Source organism: Gloeobacter violaceus PCC 7421 (genome assembly GCF_000011385.1).
Classification (GTDB): domain Bacteria; phylum Cyanobacteriota; class Cyanobacteriia; order Gloeobacterales; family Gloeobacteraceae; genus Gloeobacter; species Gloeobacter violaceus.
Genome location: NC_005125.1, coordinates 2,913,151 through 2,928,870, shown reverse-complemented (window position 1 = coordinate 2,928,870; position 15,720 = coordinate 2,913,151). Strand labels below are relative to the sequence as shown.

Annotated in this window: 10 protein-coding genes and 1 tRNA gene; 4 read left to right on the top strand and 7 right to left on the bottom strand. The window is 61.6% G+C overall.

Annotated features, from left to right (window positions below; genetic code table 11):
• Nucleotides 1-65: 65 nt before the first annotated feature.
• The 7 genes from GLL_RS14180 to GLL_RS14150 form a co-directional block, all read right to left on the bottom strand.
• The gene (locus tag GLL_RS14180) at nt 66-1,097 is read right to left on the bottom strand and encodes a YsnF/AvaK domain-containing protein (protein WP_164929095.1); all 1,032 of its coding nucleotides are present in this window, start codon (nt 1,095-1,097) and stop codon (nt 66-68) included.
• Nucleotides 1,098-1,222: 125 nt separating this feature from the next.
• Nucleotides 1,223-2,089 carry a YsnF/AvaK domain-containing protein gene (locus GLL_RS14175; protein WP_164929094.1) on the bottom strand — a complete coding sequence of 289 codons (867 nt, stop codon included), beginning with the start codon at nt 2,087-2,089 and terminating at the stop codon, nt 1,223-1,225.
• Nucleotides 2,090-2,801: 712 nt separating this feature from the next.
• Nucleotides 2,802-3,428, bottom strand: coding sequence for a hypothetical protein (locus GLL_RS14170; RefSeq protein WP_164929093.1), 627 nt, complete (start codon nt 3,426-3,428; stop codon nt 2,802-2,804).
• Between the two features lie 366 nt (nt 3,429-3,794).
• Nucleotides 3,795-7,568 (bottom strand): ATP-binding protein, encoded by a 3,774-nt coding sequence (locus tag GLL_RS14165; RefSeq protein ID WP_164929092.1) that lies wholly within the window; start codon nt 7,566-7,568, stop codon nt 3,795-3,797.
• Between the two features lie 234 nt (nt 7,569-7,802).
• Nucleotides 7,803-10,055: a RelA/SpoT family protein gene (locus GLL_RS14160; protein WP_164929091.1), complete on the bottom strand. Its 2,253-nt coding sequence runs from the start codon at nt 10,053-10,055 to the stop codon at nt 7,803-7,805.
• Between the two features lie 25 nt (nt 10,056-10,080).
• The gene (locus GLL_RS14155) at nt 10,081-10,596 is read right to left on the bottom strand and encodes an adenine phosphoribosyltransferase (protein WP_011142741.1); all 516 of its coding nucleotides are present in this window, start codon (nt 10,594-10,596) and stop codon (nt 10,081-10,083) included.
• Between the two features lie 191 nt (nt 10,597-10,787).
• On the bottom strand, nt 10,788-11,456 hold the full coding sequence (locus GLL_RS14150; protein ID WP_011142740.1) for a hypothetical protein: 669 nt from the start codon (nt 11,454-11,456) through the stop codon (nt 10,788-10,790).
• Nucleotides 11,457-12,054: 598 nt separating this feature from the next.
• Between GLL_RS14150 and GLL_RS14145 the strand changes: the two genes are divergently transcribed.
• The 4 genes from GLL_RS14145 (at nt 12,055) to GLL_RS14130 (ending at nt 15,688) form a co-directional block, all read left to right on the top strand.
• A complete protein-coding gene (locus GLL_RS14145; protein ID WP_011142739.1) occupies nt 12,055-12,369 on the top strand; it encodes a YdhR family protein in 315 nt (104 codons plus the stop codon).
• Between the two features lie 48 nt (nt 12,370-12,417).
• Nucleotides 12,418-13,470 carry a hypothetical protein gene (locus GLL_RS14140; RefSeq protein ID WP_011142738.1) on the top strand — a complete coding sequence of 351 codons (1,053 nt, stop codon included), beginning with the start codon at nt 12,418-12,420 and terminating at the stop codon, nt 13,468-13,470.
• 38 nt (nt 13,471-13,508) lie between these two features.
• Nucleotides 13,509-15,203, top strand: a complete 1,695-nt coding sequence (locus tag GLL_RS14135) for a tetratricopeptide repeat protein (RefSeq protein ID WP_164929090.1) — start codon at nt 13,509-13,511, stop codon at nt 15,201-15,203.
• Between the two features lie 413 nt (nt 15,204-15,616).
• Nucleotides 15,617-15,688: transfer RNA gene (locus GLL_RS14130), tRNA-Arg, on the top strand.
• The last annotated feature ends 32 nt before the right edge of the window (nt 15,689-15,720 follow it).

Here is a 15,720-nt window from a genome sequence, read left to right as displayed (position 1 = left end):
CTTGGTGGTTCCAAGCCGCGAAAACCGCTTGAGACGCGTTTCCCAGGCTGCTAATCGGCGGCAGACTAGACTGAAGCAGAATCCACTTCGCCGGCTTCAGGAATGTCAACGGTACCGACCCGCGCTTTACCTTCGACATCGAATCGCAGTTCTTCACGCTGCAGAGTCACCTCAATCTGCTTCTTCTCGATGGTGGTGTGCCACTCAATCGAGACTGCTTCTTTGAGGACTTTTCTAGTCTGATAGGAGACTTGCTCCTCGCTCAGGACAATCCGTACCACCTCCTCCACCGGCGCCACCGCACCCGATTCGGTCGTAGGACGGCGCTCAACCACCAGCTCCTCCCGCGTGACGGGAACCTCAATGGTCCTGAGCTCTGTAATCGTCTCCTTGCGCACCGTAATCTCGCCTAAATAAACTCTCTCCTTGCGGATAAAAGCCCGTTCTGTAAGCAGCTCCAAGCGCTCCTGCTTCGGTGAATCGGTCTCGATGAAGGGGGCTTCTGCAGCAGAAAAGGGCAACGGTGGCTGCGATACTGCTCTCGGCCCCGTATCCGCGCCGTTTCTCTCAAGAATGGCAAGTGCTTCTAGAACCCTGCCGCCGGAGCGTATCGTCACCAGTGAAGCTCCGGAGCGTACACCGCTCTCCAAGTGTTGCGCTTCCGCCTCCGAAAAACCGGTGCCGACCAAAGCGCCCAACAAACTGCCGCCGGCCGCTCCAAGACCCAACCCGGCAAACACGGAGGCCAGCAAACCTCCGGCGACCATCGGACCGACCCCCGGCACACTCAGAACACCGATACCGGCAAGCAGTCCCAACAATCCACCCAACACACCGCCGCCGACCGCGCCACCTGTGGCCGTGACTGTGGGCAGATCCTGAAATTGCTTAGAATCCGACGCGGCCGACTCACCAGGAAACGCCACACCGATCTGCTCCTCGCCAAAGCCGGCTTCTTGCAAATCTCTGACTGCCTGTTCGGCGGCTTCGCGCTTGGCGAACAAGCCGGCAATAAGCCGCTGACCCACCGCTTGCGACGACGGCAGTTGGACATCGCCGTAGCTTTTCGCTGCTTCATGATCTTCCAACGAAGTCATTTTCTTCTCGATTATGCGTAGAACAGCAGCGAGTCGCCGGGCGAAGGGCCTCCGCTGTGCCTGCTGCTGCCTACAGCGTCTACGGTTCAAGACCGCGCCAAGAGGCGCGGTCTTGATGCATAGGGTTATTTGGCAGGGGGAACACGCCGTTTTTCGCTGTCCATAATTACCTCACCCTCGGTGTCCGTGCGCAGCTCTTCGTGCCGGACGGTATCGGTGACCTGCTCGGTTTCCTGGACATCGCGCTTGCCGACGGTGACTTCCTCAGAAACCACGGCGCGCTTGTCGACGATGACCCGCTCCTCGCTGACGGGCACCCGGATGGTCTCACCAGAGCCGATTTCGCCGACGGCCGCTTCCCCATCCGTAACCGTGCGGCGCTCAATGACGACTTCCTCGTGCATGAGTGGCACCTCGACTGTTTGCGTTTCGGAGACGACTTCCTTGCGCAGGCGGATTTCGCCGCTCTTCACGCGCTCTTTGTTGACGCGCAGCACTTCCTTGAGCAGTTGAATGCGCTGAGGCGCCTCGGTAGTCGTGTCAACGGCCTGACGCTTCGCGTCGGGTACGGGGGCGGTGTCGCCCTGCAGGTCCAACTGGGCCGGGGAGGCACCGTTGCGCTTGAGAACCTCAAGAGCCTCCATCGCCTTGTTGCCGGCGCGCAGAAGTACGAGCACACCGCCGCCTTCAATGCGGTCTTGAAGTTCTTGGGCGTCGTCCGCATCGAGGCCCATTGCTACTAAGCGATCGTAGGCGTTTGGCGCTGCCTGGACACTCCCGCGTGCGGAAGTGTCCCCAAAAAAGCCGGCTATTGAATCAAAAAAGCCGCCTTCGTTGGCTTTTGCGCCCTGTGGCGCAAAAAACTGCTCGATCTGATTGCCTGCAAAACCGGCGGCCTGCAACTCCCGAACGGCCACATCCGCACTGCGGCGGTCGTTGAACAAGCCGGCAACCGTTGCGTTGGCGGTTGGGGGCAGATTGGCACTTTGCATGTTTTTACTCCGTAATGTCGTGGGCGAAATGTTTAGGGATGCAACCAATCCAGTGGGCAAAGCCACAAAAAAAGAGGGCACCAAGGGGAAAAGTTCATCCTGAACAACAGTCTTGCACTGAGGTGCAGCTATTTACCTCCTCCCTAGGATGGCCTTTGCAGCGACCCCTTTACCTCGATCGGCGGAGCATGTTCGCACAGCAAAAAATATCTATAGTTCGCTCTGCACACAATTGCGCCTGTGCCCTCCTTGTTTGTTCTGCCCGACGCACGTATCTCTATCAGCGATAAAGCTCGACAATTTCCATCAAGAGCGAACCGATGAATGCACGGTTAAATTTTGAGTGGATATATATAGATAAACATTTTGACATGCGGGAAGTGTCAATCAAGAGTTGTCTCCAAGTCCGATGAAATAACAGTAGCTACAGTTTTGATAGACTGTTGCTTTCCCTGCCGAAGCCGCTTCCATGCGGATCTGTGCGAGCGTCTCTGAGTGCAGGAATCCTCACGAACGAATTCAAGTTCTCCGGACTGTCCTTGCAAAGTTCACAGGTGAACGTATCACATCGGCTCCATTCGTATGGTCACGCTTAGACGATGTGAGGTGTCAGCAGTGCATCCTGACACCTCACACCTGGAACCTTCGCCCAGCCAGACTTGTTCATCCGGATTCGATATCAGGTCTGGGGACGGGGATTTGACCGTCAAGCTCAACGCCCACGTTCGTCGACGATACGGTTGTCTTTCGAACCGACAAAGGCGCCGCCGAGGGCGGCTCCCAGGCCGAGCAGCGCGCCGATCGCAAAGGACCAGCCGCCCCGCGCGGCATTGCCGGCGATGTCGCGGGCCTGATCGGCACTCACTTTGGGCAGTTGGTTCGGGATGTTGCGCCCTGCGCGGTCGGTGAGATCCGGGTTGGTGCCCAGCACACCCAAAGCTCCCGAGACGCCGCTCGCGAGCAAATACGATCCCAGAGCCAAAGTCGTGGCCCAGAGAATGGCGCCGTTGAGCAATGCACCGTTGCGGGTGATCGGACCGCTGGTGCGCGCAGTCACCCAGCCGCCGGCGAACAGCGAAGCGAACAGGCTCAAAATCGTCCAGATGCCGATGGCACTGCCGATGTCGTCGCTGCTGGAGCGGGGGGCGTCCGAGGTGGCGATGGCGCTCAATCCCAGGGCCGCGCCCAGCGAACTGAGCACCAATTGGGTGCCGATGGCCACCACCAGGCCGGCGACGATCGGCCCCCAGCGTACGCGGTCGTGATACTCGATCACCTGGGTGGTCACTGGCTGAGCAGGGACCACGCGACCGGGACCCGGTTGGTCAACATAACTCATGGTCGGTTTCCTCGAAATTGGGTATTGAGAGGCGTTAGGCAGGAGTGCGGAACGCTCCGATGTCCTGCCGGGCACCGATGTCCACACCGTTGGACCGTTTGTTCTGCAGAGTCGGCCGTCGGACCCCCGACAGCGATTGACATAAGTGGCTAAATTCAGCAAACGAGGCGAGCACTCGCGCCTGTGCTCCGCCATCCTACGGCCGATTTGAGACTTCCAATCTCTGCCACGAGTACGGCCGATGCTTCTGCCCATAGACATAGATCCGTGCAGCCATACGTCCCTGGATTACCCACAGAGGCAGTATCCGGCCAAGGGAAGCCGATGGTGAGAAAAGCCATGTCTTTCGCTTTCCACCGGTGCCGCTCACGGCTTGGCTTGCCGCTGGGCCTCGCCCCCAAGGGGCAGCACGACGGTGAAAGCGGCTCCTTTGCCTTCGCCTTCGCTCTCGGCCTGCACCGTGCCGCCGTGGGCTTCGACGATGTGGCGTACGATGAACAGGCCCAACCCCAAACCTTTTTGTTCGCGCGTGCTCTTGGTATCCGCCTGCCGGAAACGCTCGAACAGGTGCGGCAAAAATTCGGCGGGGATGCCCACGCCGGTATCGCTGATGGTGAGCCGGGCCATCCCCCCGCCCGACTCCAGCCGTACCTGAACCTGTCCTCCGGCCGGGGTGAACTTGACGGCATTGGTGAGTAGGTTCCACACCACCTGCTGCAGGCGGGTCGGATCGGCGCTGAGCGGGGCTGTCGTCCGCAGCTGTTCGAATAGCTGCACTTGTTTTTGTTCTGCCAGTCCACGCACCGCTTCGAGGGCGCAAACAACGATGGCGGCCAGCGTTATGGGCTGGGGGGCAATGCGCAAGGAACCGCGCATGATCCGCGAAACATCGAGCAGGTCGTCGATCAGTTGCGTCTGCAGCCGGGCATTGCGCTCGATGATCTCCAGGGCCTGATCGTGTTTGTCCGGGCCGACCTTCCCGCGCCGGAGCATCTGGGTCCAGCCGATGATCGGATTGAGCGGCGTGCGCAACTCGTGCCCGAGGATGGCCAAAAATTCGTCTTTGGTGCGGTTGGCGGCTTCGGCCGCCTCCCGGGCCTGCTCGGCGCGCTCGAGCAGTTGTTCGCGCTCAGCCTCCAGCTGCTTGCGCTCCTCGATGTCGGTCGCCGTGCCGAACCACTTGAGAATGCGGCCCTCCCCGTCCATTAACGGCATGGCCTGGTGGAGGTGCCAGCGGTAAGTTCCGTCCGTGCGCCGCATGCGTCCCTCGGCCCGATAGGCGGCGACGGCTTTGATCGCCGCTGTCCATTGCCGCCGCAAACCCGGCACGTCCTCCGGATGCACCACCGACTCCCAACCGGACTTTTTGACCTGTTCGAGGGTGAACCCGGTGTACTGGGACCACCGCCCGTTGACATCCAAAAGCGTCCCGCCGACATCGGCCGTCCACACCAGCTGCGGGATCGACTCGGCCAGCAGGCGGTAGCGCTGTTCGCTCCCGGCGAGCGCCTGCTCGATGCGCTTGCGTTCGGTGATATCCAGGGCGGTGCCGATAAAATCGACCGCCCGCCTGCTCCCCGCTTCTGTCTGCTCAAAGAACACCTGCCCGTTGGCTGAGACCCAGCGCTCGCTTCCGTTGGGCCAGACGATGCGGTAGTCGATTTCGAGGGTGCCCGCCGAGGCCGGATCGAGCGCCGCGTCGACCGCCTGGGACACGCGCTCCCGGTCGGCCGGGTGGATGCGCTCCATCGCCTGCGCCAGGGATAGTTGGAAAGTATCCTCCGGCTCGCCCCAGATTTCGCGCATCCGCTCGTCCATGGTGGCCACGCCGCTTGTCGGAACGAAGCGCCAGGTCCCGAGCCTTCCTACCCGGATGGCCAAGCGGGCGCGCTCCTCGGAGGCGTGCAACAGGCGGGCAGTCTCTCCGCGCAATCGCGAAAGTTCCAGATTGGCCTTCACCCGCCCCAACAATTCCCGAGCGGCAAACGGTTTGCTCAGATAATCGTCCGCTCCCCTTTCCAGGCCCGCGAGCGTGGCCTCCTCCCCGGCCCGTGCCGACAGGACAATCACCGGCAGTGCGCGGGTGCGCTCGTCCGTCCGCAAAGCGGCCAGCAGACCGAAGCCGTCGAGCCGGGGCATCATCACATCGGTGAGCACCAGATCCGGCATCCGGCGCTCGACAGCGGCCAGCGCCTCGACGCCGTCGCCGGCCAGAACGACCTCGTAGTGAGCTTTAAGCAAGTTCGCGATGTACGCCCGCATGTCGGCGTTGTCATCGACCACCAGGACGCACGGACGGGGAGTGTCGGGGGCTCGCTGCTCTGCGTCCGGGGCAAGATTCGGAGGTGGCGGGAGCCATTCTTCGTGCCATCCGCTGGTCCACTGCGCTGCCTCATCGGCGAAGATGTCGGCAGCGACGGCGGTGGAAGCGAGCCCTGGGGCCACCCCAATGCGATCGGCAGGCAGGTGGGCCGTTCCGGTGGGCAACCGCACGGTGAAGGTGCTGCCCCGGCCCGAAACGCTTTGCACCGAAACCTTGCCGCCGTGGATCTCGACCAGTTCGGCCACCAGGGCCAAACCGATGCCGGAACCTTCGTGGGAGCGCCCCGCCACCCCCGCCACCCGATGAAAGCGATCGAAGATGCGCGGCAACTCGTGGGCGGCAATGCCGACCCCGGTGTCTTCGAGCTCCAGGCACACTTCACCGGTTTGCTGGCGCAGCCGGACGGCGATTTGCCCCCGGAGGGTGAACTTGAAGGCGTTCGAGAGCAGGTTGAGGACGATTTTCTCCCACATGTCGCGATCGACATAGACCGCTTCTGCGAGCGGCGGGCAGTCGATCACCAGGCGCAGACCGGCCTTTTCGACGGCCGAGCGGAAGACCGAGACCAGTTGCGCCGTGAGGGAGGCCAGGTCGGTGGGCAGAAAATTCGCCTGGATCCGGCCGGCCTCGATGCGGCTGAAATCCAACAGCGTATTGACCAGCTTCAGGAGCCTCCTGCCGTTGCGCTGGGCCAGGGTCAATTGTTCGCGCGTCGGTGCCGAAATACCGTCGCCGGCCAGCACATCTTCCAGCGGTCCAAGCAGCAGCGATAGCGGCGTGCGGAACTCGTGGCTGACGTTGGAGAAAAAAACGGTCTTGGCGCGGTCGATCTCGGCGAGCGCCTCGGCCCTGCGGCACTCCGCCTCGTAAGCCCGGGCATTGGCCAGACCCGCGGCAATCTGACCGGTCAAAAGATCGACAAAGCCTGCGTACTCGGCGTCATAACGGCGGTACGGATTGAGTGCCGCGACCAGAAAGCCGGCCGGCCGCTCCTGGCCCTGGCTTTTGATCGGGACGACGCTCACCTGGTGCGGCGGCTTGTCCCACCCTCCGCTCGGCGGATTCCCGCCCAATTGCCCCTCGAAATCGTTCAGTAAAATGGGCGGCGCTCCCTCCCAAAGCTTATGGGCCGACCAGGGTCCGCCGTAGGTTGCAGGGTCGATGATCGGCCGCGCCCCCGGATGTTTGGCTTCTATGCCCGTGGCCGCCGCAAGCCGCGCCCGGCCGCCCGCGTCGCTGTCGAACAGGTACATCAGCGTAAAGGGCAGATCTTTTGAATACTTGCCCACCTGCCTCTGGACGGCGGCGAACACTTCCTCCTGGGTCTGCGTCGCGGCCAGATCCGAGGCCAACTCGCGCAAAAGCGCCATGCGGCGCTCGCCGATGACGCGCTCGGTCTCCTCGGTGACCACGCACAGCATGCCGGCGACCTCACCGGCTTCGTCGGCCAGCGGGCTATAGGAAAACGTGTGATAGGTCTCCTCCGGAAAGCCGCTGCGCTCCAAAAACAACAACAGCGCCTCGTCGTAAGTGGCTTCGCCCGTCTTGAGTACGGTTTCGATGCGCGGAGCGATATCGCGCCAGATTTCCTTCCAGACTTGCTGTGCGGGGTGGCCGAGCGCCCAGGGATGCTTGATGCCCAACGTCGGGCGGTAGGCATCGTTGTAGAAGAAAGTGAGCGGCTCCCCCCAGCCCATCCACATCGCGTAGCGCGACGTGAGCAAGATGCGCAGGGCTGTCTTGAGGCTCTGCGGCCAGTGATCGGGCGCTTCGAGGGGCGAGGCCGACCAGTCCTTCGCCCGCATCAGCGCGCCCATCTCTCCACCGCCGGACAGGCACCCGTGCGCGGGGTGGTGCCGGTCCTGTTGCTTGTCTTGGCTGGCAGACGATATTGAACTCGAATCGCTGCGGGTCCCGCGTCTTACCATGGACATGCCGGATTTTGTCTATAGACAGGATATCCGACGAGCCGGTGTGAATAGGCCGCCTGGCGGTTTTTCTACCCGAGGACATAGGACTGGAGGAGGACGCCCCGGGACGCCGGCGCCGGGTTATTCCCGGTGGCGGTGGCGGCAGCGCACGGTGAGCACGTCGGCCATCTTGCCCATCTGGGCGGCGACTTGATCGAGTTGCTGCTTGCCGGTGATGTCGATTTTGAGGTCTACGATCGCCGTCGAATTGGGGTAGGTGCTCACCCGGGCGTCGCGCACGTTGATGCGCTCGCTGGCGAGGCGATCGAGCAGATCCTTGAGCATACCGATGCGGTCGATCACTTCTACCTGGATCTCGACCGGGTAGGTGTGGGGGCGGCCCGGCTGGGTATAGCTGCGGTTCCAGGAAACGGGAATCAACTGGTCGGGGTCGACTTTGGTGGCGTTCGGGCAACCGTGGTGGTGGATGCTGATGCTGCGGTTGATGCGGGTGACGACGCCGATGATCGGTTCACCGGGCAGCGGGTTGCAACACTTGGCCAAATGGTAGGGTATCCCCTCGATGCCCAGGATCGGTTTGTCGCTCGGGGTGGGCATCCCGGCGCTCTTCTGGGTGGGCAGTTCGACCATTTCGGCCGGGGTGGAGGTCGGGGTGCTCTCCTGGAGCTTGTTGAGCACGCTGGCCTGCGTCACCTCGCCGTACCCGAGGGCGGCGAGCAAATCCTCGACGGTGGTGAAATTGAGTCTTTGGGCGACTTTGAGCATGCGGTCGGATTTGAGCAGGTTCTCGAGATTGCCCTTGCCCAGTTCGCGGGCGAGCATGTCGCGGCCCTGCTCGATGTTCTGCTCGCGGGTGGAGCGCTTGAACCACTGGCGGATGCGGTTTTTGGCCGAAGAAGTAACGACGAAATTGATCCAGTCGAGGCTCGGGTGGGAATTTTTGGACGTGAGAATCTCGACGATGTCGCCATTTTTGAGTTGCGAATCGAGCGGCACCATCCGGTCGTTGACTTTAGCACCCACGCAGCGGTTGCCCACCTCGGTGTGGATACGGTAGGCAAAATCGACGGGGGTACCGCCGCGCGGCAGTTCGACCACATCGCCTTTTGGGGTGAAGACGTAGACTTCTGAATAGAAGAGATCTTCTTTGATCGTCTCCAGGTATTCGCCCGCGTCTTTGAGATCGCTCTGCCAGTCGAGCAGTTGCCTGAGCCAGGTAAATTTTTCTTCCTGGCTCGCTACCACTACCGAGCCAGCCTCCTTGTATTTCCAGTGGGCGGCAATACCGTACTCAGCGATGCGGTGCATGTCCACCGTGCGGATCTGCACTTCGAGGGGCTTGCCCTCGGGGCCGACCACCGCCGTGTGCAGCGACTGGTAGCGGTTTGGTTTGGGCAGGCCGATGTAATCTTTGAAGCGACCGGGGATCGGGCGGAATTTGTTATGGACGATCGACAGCGCCCGGTAACATTCCTCTTGCTGCTCGACGATGATCCGCACCGCCGAGACATCATAAATTTCGTGAAATTCTTTTTGTTGGCGCTGCATCTTCTGGTAAATGCCCCACAGATGCTTCGGCCGACCGGTGATCTCGCCATGAATGTGCTGGCGGTCGATCTCGGCACGGATGGTCTGCACGACTTGATCGATAAATTGCTCGCGCTCGGCCCGCTTCTGGGAGACGAGCTTCTGCATGTGGCGATAGGCGTCGGGATCGAGGTACTTGAACGCGAGGTCTTCGAGTTCCCACTTAAAGCGCCAGATACCCAGGCGGTTAGCCAGGGGCGCGAAGATGTCCATCGTCTCCTGGGCGATGCGACGCTGCTTGTGGGTGGGCAGAAAATCGAGCGTCCGCATGTTGTGCAGGCGGTCGGCGAGCTTGACGACGATGACGCGGATATCCTGGGCCATCGCCAAAAACATGCGCCGGAAATTCTCGGCCTGGCGCTCTTCTTTGCTGTCGAAGGTAAATTTTGAGAGCTTGGTCACTCCTTCGACCAGGAGCCGCACCTGTTCGCCGAAAAGCTGTTCGAGGTCTTCGGAGGTGGTGGCGGTATCCTCGATGATGTCGTGCAAAAAACCCGCCGCCACCATCGCGCTGTCGGAACCCAATTCGCGCAGCATCCCCGCCACCTGCACCGGGTGGAGGATATAAGGTTCGCCCGAGGCGCGGTTTTGACCGGTGTGCAGGCGATAGGCAAAGTCGAAGGCGCGGGCGATCAGGCCGCGATCGAGGCTCACGGTGCGCGGTGTGGTCAGGCTCGTCTCGCTGTTGGCGGTGGTCCACTCCTGGGTGCCGTGCGGATGATCCAGGCAATCTTTGAGCCAGTCAGGAAGCTGGAGCGTTTCGAACTCGGCTGAGACCAGATGCATACCGCCCACCACCCCTTTTCTCACATTAATAAGAGACCAAAGCAACTGCCGAAGGACCCTCCGGCAGTTTCGCGCGCCCATTGAGAAAGGTTAGCTCTATGATAAATCCGAATCCCACAACTGTACCCCCGGCCCGCTCGACCAGTTGGGCGGCGGCGACGGCGGTCCCGCCGGTGGCCAGCAAATCGTCGACCACCAGCACGCGGCTGGGGGCCGCAAAGGCGTCCTGGTGGATTTCGAGGGCGTTCTTGCCGTATTCGAGGGTGTATTCCTCTTTAAATACTGCCGCCGGCAACTTGCCGGGTTTGCGCACCGGCACGAAGCCGCAGTCCAGTTTGATCGCCAGAGGCGTACCGAACATGAACCCCCGCGATTCGATGCCCACGACATAATCGGCACCGAGGGAGCCAGTCTGTTCCGCCAGACTGTCGATGGTGTAGCGCAGGGCCTTGGGTTCGTGCAGCAGCGTGGTGATGTCGCGAAAGAGAATGCCGGGTTCGGGAAAATCGGGGACGGTGCGGATGTAGTCTTTGAGGTCCATGGTGAACACGCCTCGGTTGTGGCCAATGGTAGCATCTGCGACACCTATGGCCTTCGCAGAGGGCCGTCGGTTATCCGATGGATCCGCCCTCGGCTTGCGACGAGAAAAAACGGCGCCGGCGGTTGAAACCGGCGCCGTCGATACCGACCAACAAGCAAAAAAATGGGCCGACGCGGCTTCGGGGGCGAAGTTTAGTACTCGTCCTCCGGCACCAGGCCGTTGTCGTATTCTTCGACAAAATCCCCCGCGCCCCAGTCTGCGCCGGTCTCATCCGATGCGTAGGCACCGTCGTCTGCGCCGGGGAGCGACCCGCCCCCTTCGGCTTCGCCCGCCCAGATGCCCGAACTGTCGCTGCCGTCCTGCTCGAAAGGATCTTCACGACCGCGCAATTCGTTCGCGACCATGCCCAGAGCGATGGGACCCGGGTTGAGGATACCCAGCGGGGTGGTCGCAGCTCCGAAGCCGATGAGCAAATCGGCCGGGTTGTTTTCGCCGATTCCGAATTCTTCGTTGATGGCCTGGCCGAACCCATCGAAGTGGCCGTCGCCTTTGTAGTCCTCGTCCTCACACTTTTCGGCGTCGAAGGAGCCTTCTTCGCTAAACAAACCCTGATTGCGGGTGCCCAGGATGTCGGTGGTCATATCCCCCAGTTCCTCGGCGACCGGCTCCAGGGCTCCCTTGGCAAATTCACCGACCACAGGAATCTTGCCGACCAGATCCGGAACGAAGTTGTCGATCAAGCTGCCGTCGTGGTCGGAATCAATTTCATCTTCAATGGCTCTTGCCGAGTGCGTGACGCTGTCGAGGGCTTTGTTACCCAGGCGCTCGGCAGAGTCCAGAGCGTTATCTAGCCATTCCATCGTTTTCTCCTTTTGATTGCAGTAAGTGACTGGACCCAACTGTCATCTGAAGAAGATTACGAACCGCCGATGGCGACAGACCCACCCTACTGGCGAACATTGCGCCGAAGCGCAAGGGCACTGGCCCACACAGCACAAAAGCGGAGAGGAAACTTCCTCTCCGCCGAGATTGCAACCCGTTCGGTCGTTCCGTTACTCCTCGTCACTGCCAAAAAAGTCGATTACCGAGCCCCAAGCATCTCCGGCGCAATCCGCAGCGGTCTGGCCTCTGCTTAAACTACGAACCACCCCATGCAGCAGATCGGCTGTGGGGAAATGCCCTTTTGTCGGCTGCGATCCGTTCGGCTACCTGCGGCGTACTCACCCAAGGAGCACCCTGTGAAGCCGTGCGCTCAATCCTTTGCCGTATCGGGAGTCTTGAATCTCTAGACCGGAAGGTGGAGCATAGATCGCACACGTTCGAAATGCTGTCAAAGCACTTTTTTCGACAAAGTCTCCACAAAAACCAAGCGTTTGCGAACGTGTCGGACCACCCATTCGAAGGGTGGTCTCTGTCGGCTGATTTTCACGCTGGATCGTTTCTTTTTGGAGCCTGGCCATGATCACGGCTATCGTTCAGTTTTCGCTACCCAGAGCGCTAACCCGCGCGGAGGTCAAAGACCTCTTTGCCCAGGTGGCGGGGCAGTTTCGCGGCGTGCCGGGATTGGTGCGCAAGTACTTTTTGCTCTCCGAAGACGGCACGACCGGCGGCGGGGTCTACCTGTGGGAGTCGCGTCAGGCGGCCGAGCGCTTTTATGCAGGCGGCCTGCTGCGCCAGATCGCCGAGCAGTACGGTTCTGAGCCGTCGGTGTTCTACTTCGAAAGCCCGGTCATTGTCGACAACACTGTCGCCGAGCCGGTGGCCGTCGGTTGAGCTTTGGTGTCCGCCGATCCAACCTTTGCCTGTGCCTAGGAGGAATCCATGATCGCATCCCCCCCGAATCGGGAAACGGCCGCGTATCTGCCCGGCCTCAAGACAGCCCTCGAATTTCCGCTGTTTGAAGCGCTATTTGGCCGCCGCGCCCGGCGCTTCTCCCTCGGTACCACCGAGCACAGCAGCGATATCACTGAAGTGGATCTAGACGCGATTCTGGAGATTCACAGAAGCCGCATCCGCAAGATCGCGGCCGGCCGCCTGCACCTGCGGGCCGCCGAGCCCTACATGGAAGGGCACAACACCTGGTGCGTCAACCGCCCGGGCACTCTGCTGCTCGTTCCGGTAGGCGATATTGCCCAGCACCTGATTGCCATCCTCTGCTTTCTGGTGCAAAACGGCTACGGCATCCACGACGACGTCAATCGCGAACAGATCCCGGGCCTGGAGCGCTTCAAGCATCTGGTGGATCTGGACAATCTTTTCCCGCTGACCTACATGGAGCAGTACTCGCTCACTGAGTGCACCGCCGAACTGTCGACCAGTTGCTACGCGGGGATGCTGATGCTGCAGGCGATGGGTCTGGGAGGCTGGATGTTCGACGGCATCGACCGCATGACGATGCTCGGCGCGAGCGGCAATCCGGAGGTGCCCGGCCTGGGGTTTCGCTACGACAGCGACCCGCACTGGTCGCTGCCCAATCCCACTGGACTTCCCGGCGTCTTCGAAGCTTTTTGCCCACCCCACTACCTGGACATGTCCGCCGCCGTCGAAGCCTTTGCCCGGCGCAAGTTCGGGCCGGGCGGTCCTTTCTGCGCCGCCACCCCCGGTCCCTGGAAAGAGTCGTCCCGCATCCGCACCAGTGCCGAAGTGCACAGCGCCGAATTCAAAGCCTGTGTCGCCTTGATGGCCCAGTACATCTTCGATCGCTTCGGCAAATTTCCCGGTACGGTGCCCTCGGTGTTCGTCCTCACCTACCTGCAGGCCCACCATCTGGATCTGGAATTTTACGACGCCCACTTCCAGACGGGGGCGTACCTCGAAACCCACGCCCGGCACATGGAACTGTGGCATCCGGAACACCGGAGCACACCTGGCTGACCGGGGCTTATCCTTTCCCCTTGGAGGTCGTTACCCCCATGCAACCCAAAACATCCACACTGCTTGCGCTGCTGACCACCTTGGGGTTGTCGGCGGCCATCCCGACGCTGGTGAGCCCGCTTGGAGCCCGCCAGCCCGGCCATCACGCCGCTTCCCACACCGAGGCCAAGAGCACAGCGCCGCTGTTCAACAAGCTCGGCAACTATCACCATCCCGTTTCCACCCGCAATCCCCAGGCCCAGCGCTACTTCGACCAGGGGCTGATCCTGGCCTACGGCTTCAACCACGCCGAGGCGGCCCGTTCCTTCAAAGAAGCGGCCCGACTCGATCCGAATTGTGCGATGTGCTACTGGGGCTGGGCCTACGTCCTCGGTCCCAACATCAACGCCCCGATGGCCCCCGAGGCCGTTCCCGAAGCCTGGCGGGCGGTCCGCAAAGCCGTTGCCCTCAGCAAGGGTGCAAGTGTCAGGGAGCGCGCCTACATCCAGGCGCTGGCCAAGCGCTACGCCTCGAAGCCCCCGCAGGACAGAAAGCCTTTGGATCTGGCCTACGCCCGGGCGATGGGCGAAGTGGCCCGGCGCTATCCCGCCGATCTGGACGCCGCCACCCTGTACGCGGAAGCGCTGATGGATACTTCCCCCTGGGACTACTGGCAACCGGACGGCCAACCAAAGCCGCAGGCCAGACAGATTATCGCCACCCTCGAATCGGTCCTGGAGCGCAAATCCGACCATCCCGGCGCCAACCACTTCTATATTCACGCCGTCGAGAAGCAGCGCCCGGAGCTGGGGGTGGCGGCGGCGGACCGGTTGATAACCCTGGTGCCGGGTGCCGGCCATCTGGTGCATATGGCTTCGCACATCTATATCCGGGTGGGCCGCTACCCCGATGCGGTGCTCTCCAACCAGCGCGCCATTGAGGCGGACGACGCCTACGTCGCTTCCTGCCACGCCCAGGGCATCTATCCGCTTTTGTACAGGCCCCACAACCACCACTTTTTGTGGTTTGCCGCCTCGATGAGCGGCCAGAGCACCGTGGCGATGGAGGCGGCTCGCTTCACCGCCCGGGTCGAGCCTAAACTGCTGCGCGCCCCGGATCTGGCGGGCGGCCTGCAGCACTTCTCGACCATCCCGACCTACACCGCCGTGCGCTTCGGCAAATGGGACGAAATTCTCGCCACTCCCGCCCCAGAGGCCGATCTCAAATATCCGACCGGCGTCTGGCATTACGCCCAGGGCAGGGCGCAACTGGCCAAGGGTCAATCCGAGCAGACTGCCCAGCACCTGGACAAGCTGCGCACGATTGCCGAGGATCCCGAACTGGAGAAGCTCAAAATCTGGAGCTTCAGCCCCACCGGCAGCTTGTTGAAGATTGCTTCCGAGGTGCTCGCAGGCGAGCTGGCGGCGGGCAAAGGCAACTACGACGAAGCCGTTTCCCACCTGCAAAAGGCTGTCCAGATGGAAGACGCCCTGGTCTACACTGAACCGGCCGAGTGGTACCAGCCCACTCGCCAGGCGCTTGCTTCGATTTTGCTGAGGGCAGGCCGCGCCGAAGAGGCCGAGCGGATCTACCGCGCGGATCTGAAGCTCTATCCCGACAACGGCTGGTCGCTGATGGGCCTCACCCAGAGCCTGCAGGCCCAGGGCAAGACCGCCGAAGCCCAATCGGCGCAGCAGCAATTCTCCAAAGCCTGGAAAACCGCCGATGTGACCCTGAGCACCTCCCAGTTTTGAGCAGAGGTCCGCAGATCTGGGGGCAGGGTCATTGATATCCAATCGGCTTAAACTATCAGGCCAGATGTCCGGAGCAATGGATTGATACCTGGTTTTGCACGACGATCTGTGGGTGCGAGAGGTGGAACCCCCTTCGGGTTCCCCTCTCGCGCTCTCCTCCTCCCCGCGTCGGGGGGCTGCCAGCCCCCCGACACCCCCCGGACTGGAGGGGGCTGGGTGGGGAACGAACTTTGGTGGGTGGGATGGGTTTACTCTTACAGGGCCTGCACGCGTTGCGTGGCGACTGCGGCAAAAGGACCTGGCGGTCGTTGTGCCACTCAAGGCTATCTAATCGTTGTGCTCGCCTCGGGCATCCCTAGCCGCCTCACACAACAATGGGGGTTGGTAGAATAATCTGGTCTGTTGATAGTGTTGCCCCCGTAGCTCAGGGGATAGAGCATCGGGTTCCTAACCTGTGTGCGATGGTTCGAGTCCATCCGGGGGCGCTTCACAAGCATTTTTACTCACTTACACATGC

Excerpts from the sequence above, each read along its gene's own strand:
- GLL_RS14165 (WP_164929092.1), bottom strand. The coding sequence starts at position 7,568 with ATGGGCGCGCTGATGCGGGCGAAGGACTGGTCGGCCTCGCCCCTCGAA.
- GLL_RS14150 (WP_011142740.1), bottom strand. The coding sequence starts at position 11,456 with ATGGAATGGCTAGATAACGCTCTGGACTCTGCCGAGCGCCTGGGTAAC.
- GLL_RS14160 (WP_164929091.1), bottom strand. The coding sequence starts at position 10,055 with ATGCATCTGGTCTCAGCCGAGTTCGAAACGCTCCAGCTTCCTGACTGG.
- GLL_RS14140 (WP_011142738.1), top strand. The coding sequence starts at position 12,418 with ATGATCGCATCCCCCCCGAATCGGGAAACGGCCGCGTATCTGCCCGGC.
- GLL_RS14135 (WP_164929090.1), top strand. The coding sequence starts at position 13,509 with ATGCAACCCAAAACATCCACACTGCTTGCGCTGCTGACCACCTTGGGG.
- GLL_RS14145 (WP_011142739.1), top strand. The coding sequence starts at position 12,055 with ATGATCACGGCTATCGTTCAGTTTTCGCTACCCAGAGCGCTAACCCGC.
- GLL_RS14155 (WP_011142741.1), bottom strand. The coding sequence starts at position 10,596 with ATGGACCTCAAAGACTACATCCGCACCGTCCCCGATTTTCCCGAACCC.
- GLL_RS14170 (WP_164929093.1), bottom strand. The coding sequence starts at position 3,428 with ATGAGTTATGTTGACCAACCGGGTCCCGGTCGCGTGGTCCCTGCTCAG.
- GLL_RS14175 (WP_164929094.1), bottom strand. The coding sequence starts at position 2,089 with ATGCAAAGTGCCAATCTGCCCCCAACCGCCAACGCAACGGTTGCCGGC.
- GLL_RS14180 (WP_164929095.1), bottom strand. The coding sequence starts at position 1,097 with ATGACTTCGTTGGAAGATCATGAAGCAGCGAAAAGCTACGGCGATGTC.